This is a genomic window from Ruegeria sp. HKCCA4008 (genome assembly GCF_013033125.1).
GTDB lineage: Bacteria > Pseudomonadota > Alphaproteobacteria > Rhodobacterales > Rhodobacteraceae > Ruegeria.
On the sequence record NZ_WQDM01000005.1, the window covers coordinates 125654 to 145838 of the forward strand.

Below are 20185 nucleotides of genomic sequence, written 5' to 3' on the forward strand. Positions count from 1 at the left end.
GCGAGAGTGTTTTCGAAAAGATGAAGGCTTGACCGTGACACCGGAAGAGATTGAGGCGCTGTTCACGCGCGAAAGCGGTGAGTTTCTGTTTGCCCGCTGGGGACGACCCATCGTGCCGATTGTGTTTGGCGTTGAAGATGAAACGCTGTCCACTGTGAAGGGCGCCTTCGAGGCGGTTGTCACCTTGGCCGGTCACAAAATGGCCGAAACCGACCCCGAACTTGGTGCCAACTTCATGGTCTTCTTCTTCCGGGATTGGCAAGAGCTACTGGACGTGCCTGATCTTGATCGTCTGATCCCCGATCTGGCACCATTGGTCGGGCGCTTGGTTGAAGCGGATGCAAACCAGTATCGCATTTTCCGGTTCGAGGAAGATGGCGCGATCCGTGCGGCTTTTGTTTTTCTGCGCATGGACAAGCAGTTGTCTAAGGTACCGGCGGAAACGCTGGCGCTGAGCCAGGTGGTGCAGACCATCCTGCTTTGGTCCGATACTGCGTTTCGGACGCAATCTCCGCTGGCCGTGGCGGGCGAAACGACGATCCTGCGCCCCGATATTGCTGCGTTGATTCGGGCTGCTTACGATCCGGTTTTGCCGGGTTCGGCGCAGGATGCGTCTCATGCGCTCAGGTTGTTTGCCCGGTTGGAGCCGCTGCAATGAAGCATACCTATCCGGTTCGCGTATATTATGAAGACACCGACATGGGCGGCGTTGTCTATCACGCGAACTATCTGCGGTATATCGAACGTGCGCGTTCGGATTGGGTGCGCAATCTGGGCAATGACCAAAACGCGATGCGGGAAGAGGGCATTGTTTGGGTCGTGCGGCGGGTCGAGGCCGATTACCTTTCGCCTGCCAGGTTCGATGACGAACTGATCGTCGAAACCGAAGTCACGGAAATCTCGGGTGTGCGGCTGACCATGGCGCAGCTGGTCCGGCGCGGCGAGACCGAGATTTTTCGCGCCTCGGTCACTGCGGTGTGTATCAACAAGGACGGCAGGCCGATCCGGCTTCCGGCAGAGATTCGCGCATTGATGTAACAATTTGCGGGTCAGGGGTGGTTATGTTGGCATTTCAGCCCCAACTGCGTTAGCGTTTGGCAAAACAAGGCCAAACAAACGGCCGTCAGGCAAAAACAAAGAGCAGGTTCATGGAAGCTGAAACGCTGGCGCTGGCGCAGGAGATCGATTTCTCCATGTGGGGGCTGTATGCCCGCGCGACCTTTATCGTCAAATTGGTGATGTTGATGCTGATCGGTGCATCCATCTGGTCCTGGGGCATCATCATCCAGAAGCTGATCAATTACCGCGCGGCCCGTCGCGAGGCGCAGGCATTTGACGAGAGCTTCTGGTCCGGCAACCCTTTGGACGAGTTGTTCGAGCAGATCGGAACCCAACCGGATGGCAGTTCAGAAAAGATCTTTGCTGCCGGAATGATCGAATGGCGAAGGTCGCACCGAAATGATGGCGGATTGATTGCCGGAGCGACCGCGCGGATAGACCGGTCCATGGATGTGGCCATAGCGAAAGAGGCCGAGACCTTGCAGAAAGGTCTGCCCATCCTGGCCACGGTTGGATCGACTGCGCCGTTCATCGGCCTGTTTGGTACGGTCTGGGGCATCATGAATGCCTTTATCGAAATCGCCGAACAGCAGAATACCAACCTGGCGGTCGTGGCCCCGGGTATTGCCGAGGCACTATTGGCAACGGGGCTCGGCCTTCTGGCCGCGATCCCGGCGGTTATTTTCTACAACAAGCTCAGTGCAGACTGTGACCGCATCGTGGGCGGCTACGAAGCCTTTGCCGACGAGTTCGCGACCATTCTGTCGCGCCAGTTGGACAGCTGACAATGGGCGCGGCGGTTCAGCAATCCTCGGGTGGAAACGGGCGCAGACGCGGTCGTCGTCGCGGGCGCGCGCAACCTATGGCCGAGATCAACGTGACCCCGTTTGTGGATGTCATGCTGGTTTTGCTGATCATCTTCATGGTGGCCGCGCCATTGCTGACCGTCGGTGTTCCGGTAGATCTGCCCAAGACCGCCGCCAGTGCTTTGCCCGGTGACAATGAAGAACCTTTGACCGTGACCCTGACGGCAGATGGACGTGTGCAGATCCAGACAACAGACGTGTTGCGCGAGGAACTGATCGGCAAGCTGCGGGCCATCGCCGCAGAGCGGAGCAGTGACCGGGTTTTCCTGCGCGCCGATGGCGCGATTCCTTACGCGCAGGTCATGCAGGTCATGGGCGCGCTGAACGCGGGCGGGTTTTCCAACGTTGGGCTTGTGACCGATACGGGCGGGCCGACGCTGGACGAAGGTGGAGAGTGAGGGCGCACGGTGGATACCGGCACCAAGATTTCGGCGATTGCGCATGTCAGCCTGATCGGAGTGGCGCTTTTCGGCGGTACCTTCCGGTCCGAGCCTTTGCCGATGGCCGTACAGGATGTGTCCGTGATCACCGCTGAACAATTCGCGGCCATGACGGCCCAGCGGGATGCGCCTGAGATCCCAGAGGTGCCGGTGGCATTGCAACAACCGCCCGAACCACAGGCTGATAGCACGCCGCCAGAACCTGTGGTCGAGGAACAGTCTCGCCCTGAACCCGTCGTGCCTGCCGAACCCGAACCCGAGCCTGCTCCTGTTATCGTCGAAGCACCGCCGGAACCGGACGTGCCGGATGAGCTGCCGGTACTGACAGAGCCCGAGGTCGAACCTGTCGCACAGCCGGTGCCTCCGGGACCCGAGGCGCAGCCGCGCCCGTCCGATCGTGTTGCCCCCGAGGCCATAGCGCCGCCACCGCCCGAGGCAAAACCCGATGATTTCGAAACGCCGCCGGTGTCTTTGGACGAAGGAGCCGAGGTTCAGCAGGAACAACAGGATCAGACCGCGCCGGAAGAAGCGGCCCCCGAGATCGTGACCGAGGCAGAGGAAACCAAAGAGCAGTCTCCGCTTACGTCACCGCGACCGCGGGTGCGTCCGAACCGCCCAAGCCCACCGCCCGAACCCGTTGTGGCAGAGACGCCCGAGGCGGCACCTGAACCTGACGCGCAAGCCGACGAGGCCGCGATCAATGACGCTCTGGCCGAAGCCTTGGGCAGTGGAACCCAGCCATCCGGCCCACCGCTGACCAGCGGCGAGAAGGACGCGATGCGATTGGCCGTGTCCAAGTGCTGGAATGTGGGCTCTTTGTCTACGGATGCACTGAGTACTGTGGTCGTTGTGGCTTTTTCGCTAAACCGTGATGGTACGGTTGTGGATGGCAGCATTCGGATGCTGGACAGTTCTGGCGGGTCTGCTGGCGCGGCCAATCAGGCCTATCAAGCCGCCCGGCGCGCGATTTTGCGCTGCGGGGCCAGAGGATATGACTTGCCTGCTGACAAATACGCTCATTGGCAGGATGTTGAGATTACATTCAATCCCGAGAGGATGCGGATCAAATGATGAAACTTCTGACCAGCCTCTTTGTCGGCCTGACGCTGATGTCTACGCCGGTTCTTGCACAGAACGGTCCCCTGCGATTGGAGTTGGACCAGGGCATTATCGAACCCTTGCCCTTTGCGGTGCCGAACTTTGTCCCCGATGGCCCGTCAGCGGCGCAATATGCACAGGACATTTCGCGCGTGGTGGCGGCTGATCTGACAGGAACCGGGTTGTTCCGCGAGATATCATCAGATGCCTTCATCAGTCGGGTCAGCAGCTTTGAGGCTCCGGTTCAGTTCGCCGATTGGAAAGCGATCAATGCTGATGCGCTGATCACGGGTGCAGTCAATGTTTCGGGCAAGAACCTCACGGTTCGATTCCGGGTCTGGGATGTGTTTTCGGGTCAGGAATTGGGCAATGGGCTGCAATTGGCAGGCACCACCGAGGGCTGGCGGCGTATGGCCCACAAAGTGGCCGATCAGGTGTACAGCCGGATTACAGGCGAGGGCGGATACTTTGACAGCCGCGTGGCCTTTGTTTCGGAAAGTGGACCGAAAAACCAACGCCTGAAACGTCTGGCGATCATGGATTATGATGGCGCGAACGTGCAGTACATGACCGACAGTGCCGCAATCGTTCTGGCGCCGCGCTTTTCGCCTACTGGCGATCGGTTGCTGTACACCAGCTATGAAAGCGGAAGCCCGCGCATCTATGTTCTGGATGTGGGCCGCGTCAAACGGCAGGAACTGAAGACGCAGGACGGAACCATGAGCTTTTCGCCCCGCTTTTCGCCGGATGGCCGGTCGATCGTGTATTCCTTGATTCAGGGCGGAAACACGGACCTGTGGAAAATGGATCTAGCGTCGGGGCAAAGCACTCGTCTGACCAACACGCCGGCGATAGAAACAGCCCCCAGCTATTCGCCGGATGGCAGCCGGATCGTGTTTGAAAGCGACCGTTCGGGTACACCGCAGCTTTACGTGATGCCCGCGAATGGCGGAGAGGCCACGCGGATCAGCTTTGGCTCGGGTCGTTATGGCACGCCGGTATGGTCGCCGCGCGGCGATCTGATTGCCTTTACCAAGCAAAATCAGGGCCGCTTCCACATCGGGGTGATGCGCACGGACGGATCAGAGGAACGCTTGTTGACCGCCTCGTTTCTGGATGAAGGCCCAACCTGGTCGCCCAATGGCCGCGTCATCATGTTCACCCGTGAAACGCAGGGCGCCAGCGGCCGGGCCTCGCTTTATTCGGTGGACATCTCGGGCCGCAACCTGCGCCCGGTGCGTACACCGGATGGCGGCAGTGATCCGTCATGGGGCCCACTACAGAATTGATCGCAGCAAAGTTCACAACGAATCGTCCCTGTGGTAGACAGGCGGCAACAATCAAAACACGAGGCACTTGAAATGAATGTATTGAGCAAAGTCCTGGCGTTGGGCGCGCTGAGTGTGATCGCCGCCTGTACGAACAATGACCCATCCGCCTTGGGCGGCAGCGGTGCCGGCGGCACAGGCGCAATCGTACCGGGCTCGCCCAGTGACCCGCGTTCGCCTGCGTATTTCCAGCAGACCGTCGGGGATCGTGTTCTGTTCGCCGTGGACCAGTCCACCCTGACACCACAGGCGCAGACCGTTTTGCAAGGGCAAGCGGACTGGCTTCTGGCCAATCCGGATTTTGTTGCCACGATCGAAGGTCACGCGGACGAGCAGGGTACGCGCGAGTATAACCTTGCGCTGGGTGCGCGTCGCGCAAACGCCGCTCGTGAGTATCTGATTTCGCGTGGTGTTGCTGGTAACCGTCTCAAAACCGTCAGCTACGGCAAGGAGCGCCCAATCGAGATTTGCAGCGTTGAGGAATGCTATTCCAAGAACCGCCGCGCAGTGACTGTGCTGACCGGATCAACACTGGGGTAAGACAATGCGTATGGCAGGATGGGTATTGGCGGCGGTCATGGCGACAGCCGGTGTTGCACAGGCACAGGATCAGCAAACCCTGGCCGACATACGTCAGGAGCTGACGGTGCTGCATGTGGAAATTCAGCGACTGAAGCGCGAGTTTTCCACCACAGGATCGCCAGCGCCAAACTTGTCCGGCAGTTCGGTCCTCGATCGGGTTGATGCCATTGAAGCGGAACTGCAACGCCTGACCCGTCAGACCGAGCAGCTTAACCAGCGTGTGCAAAACATTGTCTCGGACGGCACCAATCGCATCGGAGATCTGGAGTTCCGCCTGTGCGAGCTTGAGGCAAACTGCGAGATTTCAGGCGAACCGACCAGCACACTGGGCGGAGAGGGCACAGATGTAGGTACGGCTGTAGGTACGGCCGTTATCACGCCTGCCACGCCATCCCAAACCGATCAGGGTGAACTGGCCGTGGGCGAGCGGGCGGATTTCGACGCGGCATCGCAAGCACTGGCCGATGGGGATTACCAGACTGCGGCTGATTTGTTTGCGCAGTTTGATACGAACTATCCCGGCAGCCCCCTGGCGCCCGAAGCGAATCTGAAACGTGGTCATGCGCTTGAAGGCCTTGGCGACACCCGCGAAGCGGCGCGGGCGTTCTTGGCAAGCTTTACCGGAGATTCCGAAGGAGCATTTGCCCCCGAGGCCCTGTTCGAGTTGGGCGCGGCGCTGGGGCGTCTGGGGCAGACCGATCAGGCCTGCATCACGCTCAATGAAGTTGGCGTGCGCTTTCCATCCGCACCGGCGTTTGCGGATGCGACGCAAGAGATGTCTGCGCTGGGGTGTTCTTGAACCGTCACAGCGAAAACCTGCTTGCAGAGCTTCGCGCCCGGCTTCCCGAAAGGCTTCCGCCTAAACTGGGCGTGGCGGTCTCGGGCGGTGGGGATTCCGTGGCGCTGATGCATCTTTTGCATCAAATCGCCCAAAACGAAGAGATTGCCCTTTTTGCGGCCACGGTCGATCACGGCTTGCGCCCAGACGCGGCGCAGGAGGCCGTGACAGTGTCGCGCCAGGCTGCGGCTTTGGGGCTGCCGCATGACATTTTGCGTTGGGCGGGTTGGGACGGATCGGGCAATGTTCAGCACGAGGCGCGCAAGGCGCGTTACAGCCTGCTTGCCGGTTGGGCGCAACAGCTCGGAATTGACGCCATCGCGTTGGGGCATACGGCGGATGATCAGGCGGAAACGTTGCTGATGCGAATGGGTCGATCATCAGGTGTCACGGGACTGTCCGGCATGTCGGCAAACCGGCAACGGGAAGGTGTGACATTGCTGCGGCCAATGCTGGGGATCACACGCAAGGATCTGAGAGCCTACCTGACCGGTATCGGCGCAACATGGGTCGAAGACCCGTCGAATCAGGACCCTCGTTTCGACCGGATCAAGGCACGAGAGGCCATGTCCGGCCTCGCACCACTGGGAATTGACGCGCTTTCATTGTCGCGAGTGGCCGAAAATCTGGCGCAGGCCCATGCCGCCCTTGGTGTGTTTGCGCAGGAATCCGCACGGAATGTCGCCCAGGTTGAACAATGCGACGTGAAGGTGGACAGGGCCGGTTTCTCCGCATTGCCCAAAGAAATCCGACGCCGCGTGTTGCTTGGATGCCTTGGCTGGATCGCAGGGCAGGGATATCCCCCGCGTCAGGCGGCGGTCGAGCAGGCCATGAAGGCCGTAATCGAAGGGCGGGCGGGTTCGCTCAGCGGTTGCCTGTTGGTCCCGGAAGGGATGAGTGTTTGGATTTGCAGGGAATTCAAGGCCGTGGAGGCTCGGGTTTCAGCACCTGACGAAGTTTGGGATGGCAAATGGGTCTTGACCGGTCCGGAAATTTCCGGTGCCGAGATCCGCGCTCTGGGTGAAGACGGCCTGCGACAAGTGCCCGAATGGCGCGAAACAGGCCGGCCCAGGCTGGCCTTGAGCGCGACGCCCGCAGTCTGGAAGGGGGGCGTGGTGCTGGCCGCTCCGCTTGCGGGATTCGCGAATGGATGGCGCGCGGACACGACGCCGGAATGGCCCGAGTTCCACGCATCTTTTTTATCGCATTGAACATACCACAATCCTCTCTATTTTAAGAGGTAACTTGGCAGATCCTCACCTGCCGGAACTTTTGGGAGAATTTCCTTGGGCAACGCTCGCAATATCGCGTTTTGGGTCGTTCTGTTTCTGCTGATCCTTGCACTGTTCAATCTGTTCAGTGGACCGGGCGGAACGCTTCAGAGCAATGAAAGAACTTATTCCGATTTCGTCGGCGCCGTGCAAAGCGGAGAAGTCAAGAACGTGACGCTGGACGGCGAACAGATCCGCTATACGACCGAAAGCGGTGCGACTTACGTTACGATCAAACCCGGCGACGCCGAGGTCACCAAGCTTTTGATCGATGAGAACATCCCGGTTCAGGCGGTCAAGCAACAGCAGTCGGGCTTCCAGTCTTTCCTGATCACGCTCTTGCCGTTCCTTCTTCTGATCGGTGTCTGGGTCTATTTCATGAACCGGATGCAGGGCGGCGGCAAAGGCGGTGCGATGGGCTTTGGCAAGTCGAAGGCCAAGATGCTGACCGAAAAGCATGGCCGCGTCACATTTGACGACGTCGCGGGCATCGACGAGGCCAAGGAAGAACTGGAAGAGATCGTTGAATTCCTGCGAAATCCACAGAAGTTCAGCCGCCTTGGCGGCAAGATCCCGAAAGGCGCGCTGCTGGTCGGTCCTCCGGGTACTGGTAAAACATTGCTGGCCCGCGCCATCGCGGGTGAGGCAGGCGTTCCGTTCTTCACCATTTCGGGGTCCGACTTCGTCGAGATGTTCGTCGGCGTCGGTGCATCCCGTGTCCGCGACATGTTTGAACAGGCCAAGAAGAACGCGCCTTGCATCGTGTTCATCGACGAGATCGACGCCGTGGGCCGCCATCGTGGCGCCGGTTACGGCGGTGGTAACGACGAGCGCGAACAGACCCTCAACCAGTTGCTGGTTGAGATGGACGGGTTTGAGGCCAACGAAGGCGTGATCATTCTGGCGGCCACCAACCGCAAAGATGTTCTGGATCCCGCGCTGCTGCGTCCGGGCCGTTTTGACCGCAACGTGACCGTTGGTAACCCCGACATCAAAGGCCGTGAGAAAATTCTGGGCGTGCACGCGCGCAAGACGCCTCTGGGCCCCGATGTCGATCTGCGCATCATTGCACGCGGCACGCCGGGCTTCTCGGGGGCTGATCTGGCAAACCTCGTGAACGAAGCTGCGCTGATGGCCGCCCGCGTGGGTCGCCGCTTTGTCACCATGGAAGATTTTGAGAACGCCAAGGACAAGGTGATGATGGGTGCCGAGCGCCGCTCGATGGTGCTGACCCAGGACCAGAAGGAAAAGACCGCCTATCACGAGGCCGGCCATGCCGTTGTCGGCCTGACCCTGCCGTTGTGCGATCCTGTCTACAAAGCCACGATCATTCCGCGCGGTGGTGCGCTGGGTATGGTGGTTTCGCTGCCTGAAATGGATCGCCTGAACTACCACCGTGATGAGTGTGAGCAAAAGCTGGCCATGACGATGGCTGGTAAAGCCGCCGAGGTCATCAAATACGGTGAAGACCACGTTTCGAACGGTCCGGCCGGAGACATCATGCAGGCCAGCCAGTTGGCGCGTGCCATGGTGATGCGCTGGGGCATGTCGGACAAGGTCGGTAACATCGACTATGCCGAGGCGCACGAAGGCTATCAGGGCAACACCGCAGGGTTCTCGGTGTCGGCCCATACGAAAGAGCTGATCGAAGAAGAGGTGAAACGCCTTATCCAGCAGGGTTATGAGCGCGCGCACCAGATTCTGACCGAACAGCGCGAAGAATGGGAACGCCTAGCGCAGGGCCTGCTTGAATACGAAACCCTGACGGGTGATGAGATCAAGCGTGTCATGAATGGTGAATCACCCAGCGAGGATGATGATGAAGGCGACAAGCCGGATGAAGGCAGCGCGCCCAGTGTCACGGCCATTCCCAAGACAAAGGCCAAGAAATCTCCGCCCGATGGCGGGATGGAGCCTGAACCCACCGCATAGTCAAAAAAGACCCGGCGCATAGTCCGGGTCTTTTTTCTTTTCATCGGTGTTTTGCCGGGCAATATGCACGCAAGAAAAAGAGCGAAAAGGGAAGGCTATGCCATTTTTGCGTGAAACCGAGTTTGCCGCCGAAGCAGTCTGGCTTGGCCATGTCCCTGCGGGAACCTCCTTGCGGGCCAAGGCTGTTGACACGCTGGATCTGGGTTTTGACGGCGTGAAGGGTGAGCGCCACGAAGGCCTCAATCGGGCGTCCTGTGTCAGGGTCTCGAACCTTTACCCGAAAGGCACTGAAATTCGCAACGTGCGTCAGCTTTCAATTTTGTCCGAGGAGGAGTTGCAGCAAATTGCGCAGGACATGGGGTTGGATCAGCTTGATCCGTCCTATCTTGGGGCTTCCATTGTGCTGCGCGGAATCCCGGATTTCTCACATATCCCCCCGTCTTCACGTCTTCAGGCAACGAGGGGGGCGACAATAACGGTGGACATGGAAAACGCCCCTTGTGTTCTGCCGGGGCGCGAGATCGAAGCGGATCAACCGGGGCATGGCGCAACTTTCAAACCTGCGGCGGCCGGGCGTCGGGGCATCACCGGATGGGTCGAACGTCCGGGGCGCATTCAACTGGGGGACCGGCTGAAACTGTTTGTTCCTGATCAACCTGCCTGGGCTTGTGAAAACGGGCTTGTTTCCGATTAGAAACCCCTGAAACGAACTTACGACGCTTCGCGACGCCAGAATGTCGGAATCCATGGCTATCGGGATTGTACACAAGGGTATGGAATGCACAGCGCCGACGCCCCGCGTCGGTTTTGCACGGTATTCAATCAAGGACCCCGGCCAATGAGCTACAAATCCGATATCGAAATCGCCCGCGAAGCGAACAAAAAGCCGATTCAGGAAATCGGTGCCAAGATCGGCATCGACTCTGCGGATCTGCTGCCTTACGGCCATGACAAGGCGAAGGTCAGCCAGAACTTCATCAACTCGGTGCAGGACCGCGAAGACGGCAAGCTGATCCTGGTGACTGCCATCAACCCGACCCCGGCAGGTGAGGGCAAGACCACGACCACAGTGGGTCTGGGTGACGGCCTGAACCGTATCGGCAAGAACGCGATGATCTGTATCCGCGAAGCCTCGCTTGGCCCGAACTTCGGCATGAAGGGCGGCGCTGCGGGTGGCGGCTATGCGCAGGTCGTTCCGATGGAAGAGATGAACCTGCACTTCACCGGTGACTTCCACGCCATCACCTCGGCTCACTCGCTGCTGTCGGCGATGATCGACAACCACATCTATTGGGGCAACGAGCAGGAGATTGACACCCGCCGCGTCGCATGGCGCCGTGTGGTCGACATGAACGACCGTGCCCTGCGTCAGATCACCGCCAGCCTGGGTGGTGTGTCGAACGGCTTCCCGCGCGAAGCTGGTTTTGACATCACCGTGGCGTCCGAGGTCATGGCGATCCTCTGCCTGGCGAACGACCTGAAAGACCTTGAAAAGCGTCTGGGCGACATTATCGTTGCTTACCGCCGCGACAAGACGCCTGTCTACTGCCGTGACATCAAGGCCGAAGGTGCAATGACCGTTCTGCTGAAGGACGCGATGCAGCCGAACCTGGTGCAGACGCTGGAAAACAACCCGGCCTTCGTCCACGGTGGCCCGTTCGCGAACATCGCGCATGGCTGTAACTCGGTCATCGCGACCAAGACCGCTCTGAAAGTCGCCGACTATGTCGTGACCGAAGCCGGTTTCGGTGCGGATCTGGGTGCCGAGAAGTTCATGAACATCAAATGCCGCAAGGCGGGCATTGCCCCGTCGGCGGTTGTTCTGGTTGCGACCGTGCGCGCGATGAAGATGAACGGCGGCGTTGCCAAGGCTGATCTGGGTGCGGAAAACGTTGAGGCCGTCAAATCAGGCTGTGCCAACCTGGGCCGTCACATCGAGAACGTGAAGTCGTTTGGCGTGCCGGTTGTCGTCGCCATCAACCACTTCGTCACCGATACCGATGCCGAAGTTCAGGCCGTGAAAGACTATTGCGGCGAGCACGGCGTCGAGGCCGTTCTGTCGCGTCACTGGGAGCTGGGTTCCGAAGGGTCTGCGCCGTTGGCCGAGAAAGTCGTCGAAATCGTCGAAGGTGGCACCGCGAACTTCGCACCGATCTACCCCGACGATATGCCTCTGTTCGAGAAGATCGAAACCATCGCCAAGCGTATCTACCGCGCTGACGAGGTTCTGGCTGACAACAAGATCCGCAACCAGCTGCGTGAATGGGAAGAAGCCGGATATGGCAACCTGCCGGTCTGTATGGCCAAGACGCAGTATTCCTTCTCCACCGACCCATCGCTGCGGGGCGCACCCACGGGCCATTCGGTTCCGGTGCGCGAGGTACGCCTGAGCGCGGGCGCGGGCTTTATCGTGGTCGTCTGCGGCGAGATCATGACCATGCCGGGCCTGCCGCGCAAACCGGCTGCCGAAACCATCTGCCTCAATGACGCAGGTGAGATCGAGGGCTTGTTCTAAGCCGCCGAATAGGACATCTCGTGGTCCGGGGATTCATTCCCGGGCCATGAGGAGATGACGATGCCCACTCTGACACCGCCTCAGAACTGCAACACCATGCAGGAGCTGCGGGCTGAGATCGACAAGCTGGATCGCCAACTGATCGAAATGTTGGTAACGCGCGCTACATATATTGATCGCGCGTCGCAGCTGAAACCGGGCGAGGGCCTTCCGGCCCGTATCCCGGAACGCGTCGAAGAGGTGGTGCAACGCGTGCGTGCAAGCTCGGACGCGCTGGGGATGGACCCGGATTTGGCCGAGAAGCTATGGCGCATATTGATTGACTGGTCGATTGCACGCGAAGAGCGCGTGATTGGCACCGACTGACTGACCGGGCGTTCTGTGCGCCCGATCCGTTTTTTGAAAGAAGGGATCGAAGTATGGTAGCTCAGGTTATCGACGGTAAGGCCTTTGCCGCAAAAGTGCGCGGTCAAGTTGCCGATCAGGTCGCAAAGCTGAAAGAAGAAAGCGGCATCACCCCCGGCCTGGCCGTGGTTCTTGTGGGCGAAGACCCAGCCAGCCAGGTCTATGTCCGGTCGAAGGGCAAAATGACCGTTGAAGTCGGCATGAATTCATACGAGCACAAACTGGACGCCGCGACGTCGGAAGAAGATCTGTTGGCGCTGATCGACAAGCTGAACAACGACCCGGCCGTGCATGGCATTCTGGTCCAGTTGCCGCTGCCCAAACACCTGAACGAGGATCTGGTGATCAACTCGATCGACCCGGCCAAAGATGTGGATGGTTTCCACATTTCGAACGTGGGCCTGCTGGGCACCGGTCAGAAATCGATGGTGCCCTGCACCCCGCTGGGCTGCCTGATGATGCTGCGTGACCACCACGGCTCGCTTTCCGGCATGGACGCGGTTGTGATCGGCCGCTCGAACATTGTGGGCAAACCGATGGCGCAGCTGCTGCTGGGCGACAGCTGCACCGTGACCATCGCGCATTCGCGCACCAAGGATCTGCCGGACGTCGTACGCCGCGCCGACATCGTCGTGGCTGCCGTGGGGCGTCCGGAAATGGTACCGGGCGACTGGATCAAGGAAGGCGCGACCGTGATCGACGTAGGCATCAACCGCATCGAACGCGACGGAAAGAACAAGCTGGTCGGGGATGTGGACTATGCCAGCGCGTCCCAGCGTGCTGGCGCCATCACTCCGGTTCCGGGGGGTGTAGGTCCGATGACCATTGCATGCCTGTTGGCCAACACTTTGACTGCGTGCTGCCGCGCCAACGCTCTGCCGGAACCAGAAGGTTTGACGGCGTAAGGTAATCTGGTCGGGTCGATCATGTCGGCCCGGCACATTCCTCGGTTGTGCATGACCCCGCGGGACAATCATCGGACGCTCCAGTCAATTTGCCCTGAATGGGTTTGACAGCTTAAAAAATCGTGATATCCCTGTATTCCCAGTTGGTTACAGGTAAGGTGCTTCAGTGCTTGTCGTGCTAAGGTTGAATTTAATTAAGTCATGCGCAAAAGCGGTATGACGTCTGGGATTAACACTATTCGGAATGCTTGTACCCCACAGCGAGTGACGGCGGGCCTTGTCTTTCTTCCATTGCTTGCTTACGCGTTTCCTCCGTTTCTGGTCGCGGATCTGAGCTTCGGTTTGCGTCTTCTTTTCTGGACCGGGGTGATGGTTCTTGCCCTGACAGTCACCGGGTTGGCGCGCAACTTGATGCAAAAAAACCCCGTTCTGTTGAATGTTCCCGTCCGTGATCTGGCATTCGCGGCACTGATCCTGGTTCTGTTCACGCCGTCCCTTTGGATGTTGGCATGGGTCCTGTTCACCTGCGGAGGTCACATGGCACCAGGCGCCCAGACCGTCGCGGTATATGGGGTCCTGTTTGCAACGGGTTTGGTTCTTGTGCAACGCAATGATTTGAACCCATTGATGGCCTCAACACCTGAAACCGAGAGGCCGCGCCTGATCAGGCGTCTGCCGCCTGACTTCCATGGTCAAATCCATCGTTTGACGGTCAGGGATCACAATGTGGATATTGTCACTTCGGAAGGCACGTTCACGGTCCGCTCGCGCTTTACGGACGCAATTGCCGAGATGGAGCCGGTTCCCGGACACTGTTCGCACCGTTCACATTGGGTGGTGGACGCATCAATCGTTGGGGTTGAAAAATCGGGGGGCAAAACTTTTTTGCGCTTGATGAACGGCGATCTGGTTCCAGTAAGCCGCAAGTACAAACCGAAGTTGGAAGAAGACGGGTTGATCTGAACTCAACGCGGCATTGGGATCATCTGCGGTTGCTGGCCGGTCAGAATGGCCATGGCGTCCGCGCCCAAAAGATCGGAAAGTGCCCGATCCGAACTGCGCAACCCCCCGGTGTAAGTTCCGTAGGCAGGCAGGATCAGCCGATTTCTGTCCAGCAGAAAGGCAGGTCGTGAAATGTGCCTGCCTTTCGTCCGAATCTGTGCTTTCGGATGAAAATGGCCTGAAATTTCACCTTGCGGCCGATCCTGGGCGATGTGACGAAAGACGAGAGGGCCGCACTGCCATTCGACCAGATGAGAGCCCCCCATCTCGATCGGGCCGGGATCGTGATTGCCTTCGATCCAGATCCATTGGCGCCCGGCTTGCAAAGTCGCAATCCTCAACCCTTCTGCGTCGGGCAAGGCTTGGGCCGCTTCGAGATCGTCAAAGCTGTCACCTAGGCAGATGACGGTTTCGGCGTTGGTGTGTTCCAGATCGCGGGCCAGCCGGTCAAGCGTTTCGCGACTGTCATAAGGCGGCAGCGTAGCCCCGCGCCGACGGGCCATACGTTCGGATTTTCCCAGATGCAGGTCCGAAACACAGAGCAGTTGCCGCGCCGGCCACCATAATGCGCCAGACGGCAACGCATCGAGTTGCTGGCCTGCAAAGGAAAACTTGCACACGTTCATGATACGTTCTTGACCTGATTCCACATCTTGCGCAAGGGGATCAAAGCTGGTCCAACCCGGCGGCTTCCAGCAGGCGTGCGCTTTCTTCTGCAAGCAGCCTTTCCTCGGCGGCCCCTTTGACAGGCACCTTTCCGACCTCAAGAAACAGCGGCGCGGCCAGTGGGGAAACGCGATCTAGACGCAGCAGGTCGATGCGGTCGCCGATGCGCGCCAGCATTGCCTCGATCCGACCGAAGTCAACCAACCCGCGCATGGCTTCTTCGCGGGTGATCTGCATCAACAGATGATCGGGATCATATTTCAGCAAAGTGTCATAGAGAATATCTGACGAAAACGTGGCTTGCCGCCCGGTTTTCCGTTGCCCGGCCATGTTGCGTTCGATCAGACCGGCAATCGTGGCCGACGCGCGAAAGGTACGCTTCATGACTGCGTTGCCTGCCAGCCATGTGTCCAGCCCGTCACGCAGCGCTTCGGGTTGAAACAAAGGGCGTGGGTCAGTGACCGCATCCAAACCCCAAATCAGCGTGGCATAGTCTGTGGCGACAAACCCCAGCGGCGCCAAACCGGTATCCTCCATCCGCTTGGTCAACAGCAGCCCAAGTGTTTGTTGCGCGTTGCGGCCGGCGAATCCGTACACGCACAGATGCTCTCGCCCGTCGCTTGGAAAGCTTTCGATCAGCAGACGATCCCGTTGAGGCAGGCGGGACATTTGGCGCTGCAAGTCCAGCCAATCAGCCGTATGGGAAGGCAGGTGCGGCCAGTCAGTTTGGGCGAACATGCGCAGAATGCGGTCGCTGAGTTGCGTTGAGGTCGCAAATTTCGTGCCCGAGAAGGTCGCGATCTTTGGTTTGCGATCGGCGCGACGGCTGACTTCGACCACCATTTCGCGCAGACCTTCATACCGTACGATCTGTCCGCCGATCAGGAAGGTATCGCCGGGGGTCAGCGAAGCAGCAAAGGCTTCCTCGACTTCGCCCAACGGTTTACCGCCACGGCTGCGTTTAAGGCGAACTTTGAGTGTATCCGTGTCCTGAATCGTGCCCAGATTCATGCGAATACGCGACGCTGCGCGAGGATCGCGCAATTGCCATTGCCCGTCGGCACGCTTCTGCAACCTTTGCCATCGATCATAGGCGCGCAAGGCGTAGCCGCCGGTGGCACAGAAATCCAGACAGGCGTCAAATTCCGGTCGGGTCAACTGTGCGTAAGGTCCGGCGGATGTCATCTCGGCATATAGATCATCAGCGTCAAAGGGCCCGGCACAGGCCGCAATCAGAATGTGCTGGCACAACACATCGCGGGGGCCGGGGCCTCGGGGTTCTCCGTCCAGTTCATGGGCTTTGGCAGCCTCGAGCGCAGCGACGCATTCGACAACCTCAAAACGGTTCGCAGGAACCAGCAGCGCCTTGGAAGGCGCGTTGTAGCGGTGGTTGGCCCGACCAATCCTTTGCACCAGCCGCTTGACGTTCTTGGGCGCACCGATCTGAATCACCAAATCGACATCGCCCCAATCAATGCCCAGATCGAGGCTGCCGGTGCAGACGATGGCGCGCAATTCGCCACGCACCATCGCGGCCTCGACCCGCTCGCGTTGCTGCCGGTCGAGGCTGCCGTGATGGATGCCGATGGGTAGGCCGTCGTCATTCGCCAGCCACAGATTGTGAAAGTATATCTCGGCCTGCGCGCGGGTGTTGTGAAAAATCAGAGTGGTCTTGTGCCGCCGGATCTGGTCCAGCACAGCCGGAATCGAATAGGCCGCGCCTCCGCCGGACCAGGGCGGCATTTCCGTTGTTTCCAACATCTGGATGTCCGGGTCCGGGCCGGGATCGGCCTGCACGATCTGGCAGGGGTCCGGGTGGCGCGCCAGAAAGCCGGCTATTGCCGCGGGGTCTTCGACTGTGGCTGACAGGCCTACACGACGCAGACCTGGGTTGAGGCGGTGAAGACGTGCCAGGGCCAGCATCAGCTGATCGCCGCGCTTGCTTTCCGCCAGCGCGTGGACTTCGTCGACGATGATCCGCTGTACCCCATCGAACATGCGCGCCGCATCCTCGTAAGATGTCAGTAGTGCCAGACTTTCCGGTGTGGTCAGCAGGATATGGGGCGGATCGGCCCTTTGGCGTTTTTTCTGCGTGGCCGAGGTGTCACCGGTGCGATCCTCGATCCGGATGGGCAGGCCGATCTCTTCCACCGGGGTGCGCAGGTTACGTTTGATATCCGCTGCCAGCGCCTTAAGCGGCGAGACATAGAGCGTATGCAAACCGTTGTGGCCACCGTCGGCCAGCTCGGACAGGGAAGGCAGAAATCCGGCCATGGTCTTGCCGCCACCCGTTGGGGCGATAAGGAGGGTTGCCGGCTCCTTCGCCCGGTCGAACATCTCTTTCTGATGCGGGTGGATGGACCAGCCTTTGGAGGAGAACCACGTACCAATCCGAGCGGGAATCTGCGTCATGGTTGCAGACTACCCGCCCGGAGGAGGGATTGGCACGGCGTTATTTGACGATTTTCTCGTCTTTTACGAACATGTTGGCCCAGGCACGGTCAACCAGGTCCGGACTCATCTGATAAGGGATGCCTTCGAACTCGCAGATCGAGATCATCTGATCAATCAGGAAGATCGGTTGGTAGTTGGCATAAATATTGTTGATGGTCGGGTACTTGACCTTCAACAGGTGTACCAAGGCCGCCTCGTCCAGTGGCATACCTCGTTTGCGGGCTACCATGGCAAAGATTTTCAGGAAGTTCTCCTGATTGGGGCCGTCAATCTTTATCTTGAAGAAGATCCGACGCAAGGCCGCTTGGTCGAAGATCTCATTCGGGTGGAAGTTGGTCGAGAAGATGACCAGCGTGTCAAACGGAACTTCGAACTTTTCACCTGATTGCAGGCCGAGGATATCCTTGTTTTCTTCAAGCGGGACAATCCAACGGTTGACCAGCGCCTGCGGCGGTTCGGCCTGACGGCCAAGGTCATCTACGATGAAAATGCCACCGGTGGATTTCAGCTGCAACGGGGCCTGATAGGTTCGGGCGGTCGGGTTGTAGACCAGATCCAACATACTGAGCGAGAGCTCGCCACCGGTTACGACGGTGGGGCGTTCACACTGAACATAGCGAGAATCGAACCGCTTGCGACGGCGCAGGCTGTTGGGGTCGTCCGGCTCCTGTTCGATGGCCGTGTGCACGATCGGGTCATAGACCGTGATCACCTGACCCGCATATTCGATGGCGTAGGGCACATAGACGTTATCACCCAACGCATCCCGGATGCCGTTCGAGATCGAGGATTTACCGTTGCCCGGAGGACCGTACATCAGAATCGACCGGCCCGCACTGACCGCCGGGCCCAGATGGTCCAGCAGGCTGTCGGGCAGAACGAGATGACCCATTGCGCCAACCAGTTGCTCTCGCGTGACTTGAATATTTCGGATCGACTGGCGTTTGACCTGCTCGCGATAGACATCCAGCGGCACCGGCATTGCGCCGAAGTATTCGGATTGGCTCAGCGCATCCAGCGCACGGGCCTTGCCTGCATCGGTCAGCTGATACCCCATCTCATTGCCGCTGTTGGCGTTCAGTGTCCCGGTCGCTTCAAGCAGTTTCTGATCGCGCGCGATATCGACCAGTTCCTGAGTTACCGATCCCGGGAGACAGATCGCTTCGGCCACTTCTGATACCGTGCTCGCGTTTTTGCGAAAAACCGTCTTCAGAAGGATGTCCCGCATCATTACAAGCGGAAGCTTCATTTCGCCCAAACCCTTGGGGGCAGGGGGGGCCATAACAGAGGAATTCTGCATATTCATGCGCGGTGCTCGTCCATCAATTTGTCACGCCAAGAACCCGAAAAAGGGCGTCTTGAAGAAAAATGAACCAGCTTTGTGGCGGGACAAAGGCAACGACAAGGCGCGCTGATGATAGTTTACGATCCGAGAACAGTACCCAAAATCAGGTACATGGCCAATGATCCGCCCAAGGCGAAACCCATCGGAAACTGCTTGCCCCGGCTCCAGCTTTCCCAATGCGGCGCGATCGTGCGCAGCCTTGTGATTTTGGCCAAACGATGAGTGACCACGGCAGCCAGAACACAGGCGGTCAGGATCATCAGCATAATTCTCAGATCGCCCAGCCAGACAAACGCCGAAGCGGCGGCCAGAAATTTGGCATCGCCAGCGCCCATGGTGCCTGCGGCATTCAGGAAGATGCCAATAACCAAAACCACGACAATATGCAGCAATTGCCAGAAATAGACCGGCATAGACACGGTGACCGGCCCCAGATTGCCGCTGAGGCTGCCTGAAGACCAGGGTGGAATGGCGATCAGACCTATCACGATGTAAACCAGCGTCAGCGCAAGGACTGCATGGTTCTTGATCCGCATCTCACGCATATCCGTGAAGGCCACGTAAAAGCAGATTGGCAGCACAAACGGCAGAAACCAGGCCGCTGCCACTGCGGGTATTTGCATGTGTCAGGCCCCTTCAAGTGCCCGAAGCGAGCGGACCGCCTCGTCGAAATGCTGCGGGTGGGTTGAAATGGCTTCGCGGAACAGGTTCTTGGCGGTGGTTATGTCGCCCTGTTTGACTGCCGAAATACCCATCGTGTTGAGCAGACGCGCCCGCTCGACCTGAGTCATCGGCACGACTGGCAGGCTGTAGTTGCCTTGCGCCGATCGGGCCAAAACCAGGTTGTTCTTGGCAGTAAACAGTGAGTTATCCTGTCGGATCGCTTCCGAGAACAACCGCTCGGCTTCGGCGTATTCGCCGCGGGTCAATTTGGAATATCCCCAGTTGTTCATCACACTGCCCGGACGCGTCGTCAGCCCGACAGCGGTTTCATAGAAATGATCCGCGCGTTTCCACTCTTTCCGGGAATCCGCAACGACTGCCTCGAGTCGATACCGTTTAAAGGTTTCAAAGGTGGGGGGAACCGAATCCAGAACCGTTTTGGCCTGCGACCAGTCGCCGTTTCGGACCAAGGCGTCCGCGTATTCAACCTTGTCCGCGGCGTTCGAGCCCTTCATCGTTGTGACGCGCTTCCATGCGGTCACGGCCTCGGTCGTGCGTTTGGCACGGCCCAAAGAAATTGCCAGTCCGCGCTGAAGATCGATCCGGTCCGGGTTCTTGAGCGCTGCACCGTGGAAATAGGTCACTGCTTCGTTTGGATCTGCGGCGCTCAGAAGCACATCGTTCAGGTTTGTTTCGTCAATAACGTTCACTTCCTGAAACGTTCGTTCAACCTTTTCCTCTTCGGTTTCCTTTGCACAGGCCGACAGGATCAGACCACTGATAACAACACTCGGAATCAAGAATTGCTGGCGCATT

General features: G+C 59.0%; 20 protein-coding genes. 15 read left to right on the forward strand and 5 right to left on the reverse strand.

Annotation, left to right across the window (positions count from 1 at the left end):
- The first annotated feature begins 34 nt into the window (after nt 1-34).
- The 15 genes from GOW60_RS12785 to GOW60_RS12855 all read left to right on the forward strand — a co-directional run bounded on the left by GOW60_RS12785 (nt 35) and on the right by GOW60_RS12855 (nt 14202).
- Entirely contained in the window at nt 35-658 is a 624-nt protein-coding gene (locus tag GOW60_RS12785) for a hypothetical protein (RefSeq protein WP_171229706.1), read from the forward strand.
- Entirely contained in the window at nt 655-1038 is a 384-nt protein-coding gene (gene ybgC, locus GOW60_RS12790) for a tol-pal system-associated acyl-CoA thioesterase (protein WP_171205628.1), read from the forward strand. The genes GOW60_RS12785 and ybgC overlap by 4 nt, the downstream gene beginning before the upstream one ends.
- Nucleotides 1039-1148: 110 nt before the next feature.
- The gene (tolQ, locus tag GOW60_RS12795; RefSeq protein WP_152457225.1) at nt 1149-1844 is read left to right on the forward strand and encodes a protein TolQ; all 696 of its coding nucleotides are present in this window, start codon (nt 1149-1151) and stop codon (nt 1842-1844) included.
- Between the two features lie 2 nt (nt 1845-1846).
- Nucleotides 1847-2323 carry a protein TolR gene (tolR, locus tag GOW60_RS12800; protein WP_152457226.1) on the forward strand — a complete coding sequence of 159 codons (477 nt, stop codon included), beginning with the start codon at nt 1847-1849 and terminating at the stop codon, nt 2321-2323.
- A 9-nt stretch (nt 2324-2332) separates the two neighbouring features.
- A complete protein-coding gene (locus GOW60_RS12805) occupies nt 2333-3436 on the forward strand; it encodes an energy transducer TonB (protein ID WP_171229584.1) in 1104 nt (367 codons plus the stop codon).
- Nucleotides 3433-4752, forward strand: coding sequence for a Tol-Pal system beta propeller repeat protein TolB (gene tolB / locus GOW60_RS12810; RefSeq protein WP_171229585.1), 1320 nt, complete (start codon nt 3433-3435; stop codon nt 4750-4752). The genes GOW60_RS12805 and tolB overlap by 4 nt, the downstream gene beginning before the upstream one ends.
- Before the next feature lie 72 nt (nt 4753-4824).
- Nucleotides 4825-5331, forward strand: a complete 507-nt coding sequence (pal, locus tag GOW60_RS12815; protein WP_152457229.1) for a peptidoglycan-associated lipoprotein Pal — start codon at nt 4825-4827, stop codon at nt 5329-5331.
- A gap of 4 nt (nt 5332-5335) precedes the next feature.
- Nucleotides 5336-6172 (forward strand): tol-pal system protein YbgF, encoded by an 837-nt coding sequence (gene ybgF, locus GOW60_RS12820; protein ID WP_171229586.1) that lies wholly within the window; start codon nt 5336-5338, stop codon nt 6170-6172.
- A complete protein-coding gene (gene tilS / locus GOW60_RS12825; protein WP_371813359.1) occupies nt 6163-7422 on the forward strand; it encodes a tRNA lysidine(34) synthetase TilS in 1260 nt (419 codons plus the stop codon). Before ybgF ends, tilS begins: the two co-directional genes overlap by 10 nt.
- 75 nt (nt 7423-7497) lie before the next feature.
- On the forward strand, nt 7498-9414 hold the full coding sequence (gene ftsH, locus GOW60_RS12830) for an ATP-dependent zinc metalloprotease FtsH (RefSeq protein WP_171117497.1): 1917 nt from the start codon (nt 7498-7500) through the stop codon (nt 9412-9414).
- A gap of 97 nt (nt 9415-9511) precedes the next feature.
- Nucleotides 9512-10108, forward strand: a complete 597-nt coding sequence (locus GOW60_RS12835; protein WP_171229588.1) for an MOSC domain-containing protein — start codon at nt 9512-9514, stop codon at nt 10106-10108.
- Between the two features lie 144 nt (nt 10109-10252).
- Nucleotides 10253-11929, forward strand: a complete 1677-nt coding sequence (locus GOW60_RS12840; RefSeq protein WP_171170859.1) for a formate--tetrahydrofolate ligase — start codon at nt 10253-10255, stop codon at nt 11927-11929.
- A 60-nt stretch (nt 11930-11989) separates the two neighbouring features.
- Nucleotides 11990-12295: a chorismate mutase gene (locus GOW60_RS12845; RefSeq protein WP_171117503.1), complete on the forward strand. Its 306-nt coding sequence runs from the start codon at nt 11990-11992 to the stop codon at nt 12293-12295.
- A 53-nt stretch (nt 12296-12348) separates the two neighbouring features.
- Entirely contained in the window at nt 12349-13239 is an 891-nt protein-coding gene (gene folD / locus GOW60_RS12850; RefSeq protein WP_171229589.1) for a bifunctional methylenetetrahydrofolate dehydrogenase/methenyltetrahydrofolate cyclohydrolase FolD, read from the forward strand.
- 264 nt (nt 13240-13503) lie between these two features.
- Nucleotides 13504-14202: a LytTR family DNA-binding domain-containing protein gene (locus tag GOW60_RS12855; RefSeq protein WP_371813360.1), complete on the forward strand. Its 699-nt coding sequence runs from the start codon at nt 13504-13506 to the stop codon at nt 14200-14202.
- A 2-nt stretch (nt 14203-14204) separates the two neighbouring features.
- On the opposite strand, the gene pdeM is transcribed toward GOW60_RS12855, so the two are convergent.
- From pdeM to GOW60_RS12880, 5 genes are all read right to left on the reverse strand, one after another.
- Nucleotides 14205-14867 carry a ligase-associated DNA damage response endonuclease PdeM gene (gene pdeM / locus GOW60_RS12860; RefSeq protein ID WP_171229707.1) on the reverse strand — a complete coding sequence of 221 codons (663 nt, stop codon included), beginning with the start codon at nt 14865-14867 and terminating at the stop codon, nt 14205-14207.
- 40 nt (nt 14868-14907) lie between these two features.
- Nucleotides 14908-17319 carry a ligase-associated DNA damage response DEXH box helicase gene (locus GOW60_RS12865; RefSeq protein ID WP_171229591.1) on the reverse strand — a complete coding sequence of 804 codons (2412 nt, stop codon included), beginning with the start codon at nt 17317-17319 and terminating at the stop codon, nt 14908-14910.
- Between the two features lie 40 nt (nt 17320-17359).
- On the reverse strand, nt 17360-18667 hold the full coding sequence (locus GOW60_RS12870; RefSeq protein ID WP_171229592.1) for an ATPase: 1308 nt from the start codon (nt 18665-18667) through the stop codon (nt 17360-17362).
- A 116-nt stretch (nt 18668-18783) separates the two neighbouring features.
- Entirely contained in the window at nt 18784-19329 is a 546-nt protein-coding gene (locus GOW60_RS12875; RefSeq protein WP_171229593.1) for a prepilin peptidase, read from the reverse strand.
- Nucleotides 19330-19332: 3 nt separating this feature from the next.
- The gene (locus GOW60_RS12880; RefSeq protein WP_152457242.1) at nt 19333-20184 is read right to left on the reverse strand and encodes a lipopolysaccharide assembly protein LapB; all 852 of its coding nucleotides are present in this window, start codon (nt 20182-20184) and stop codon (nt 19333-19335) included.
- Nucleotide 20185 lies beyond the last annotated feature (1 nt).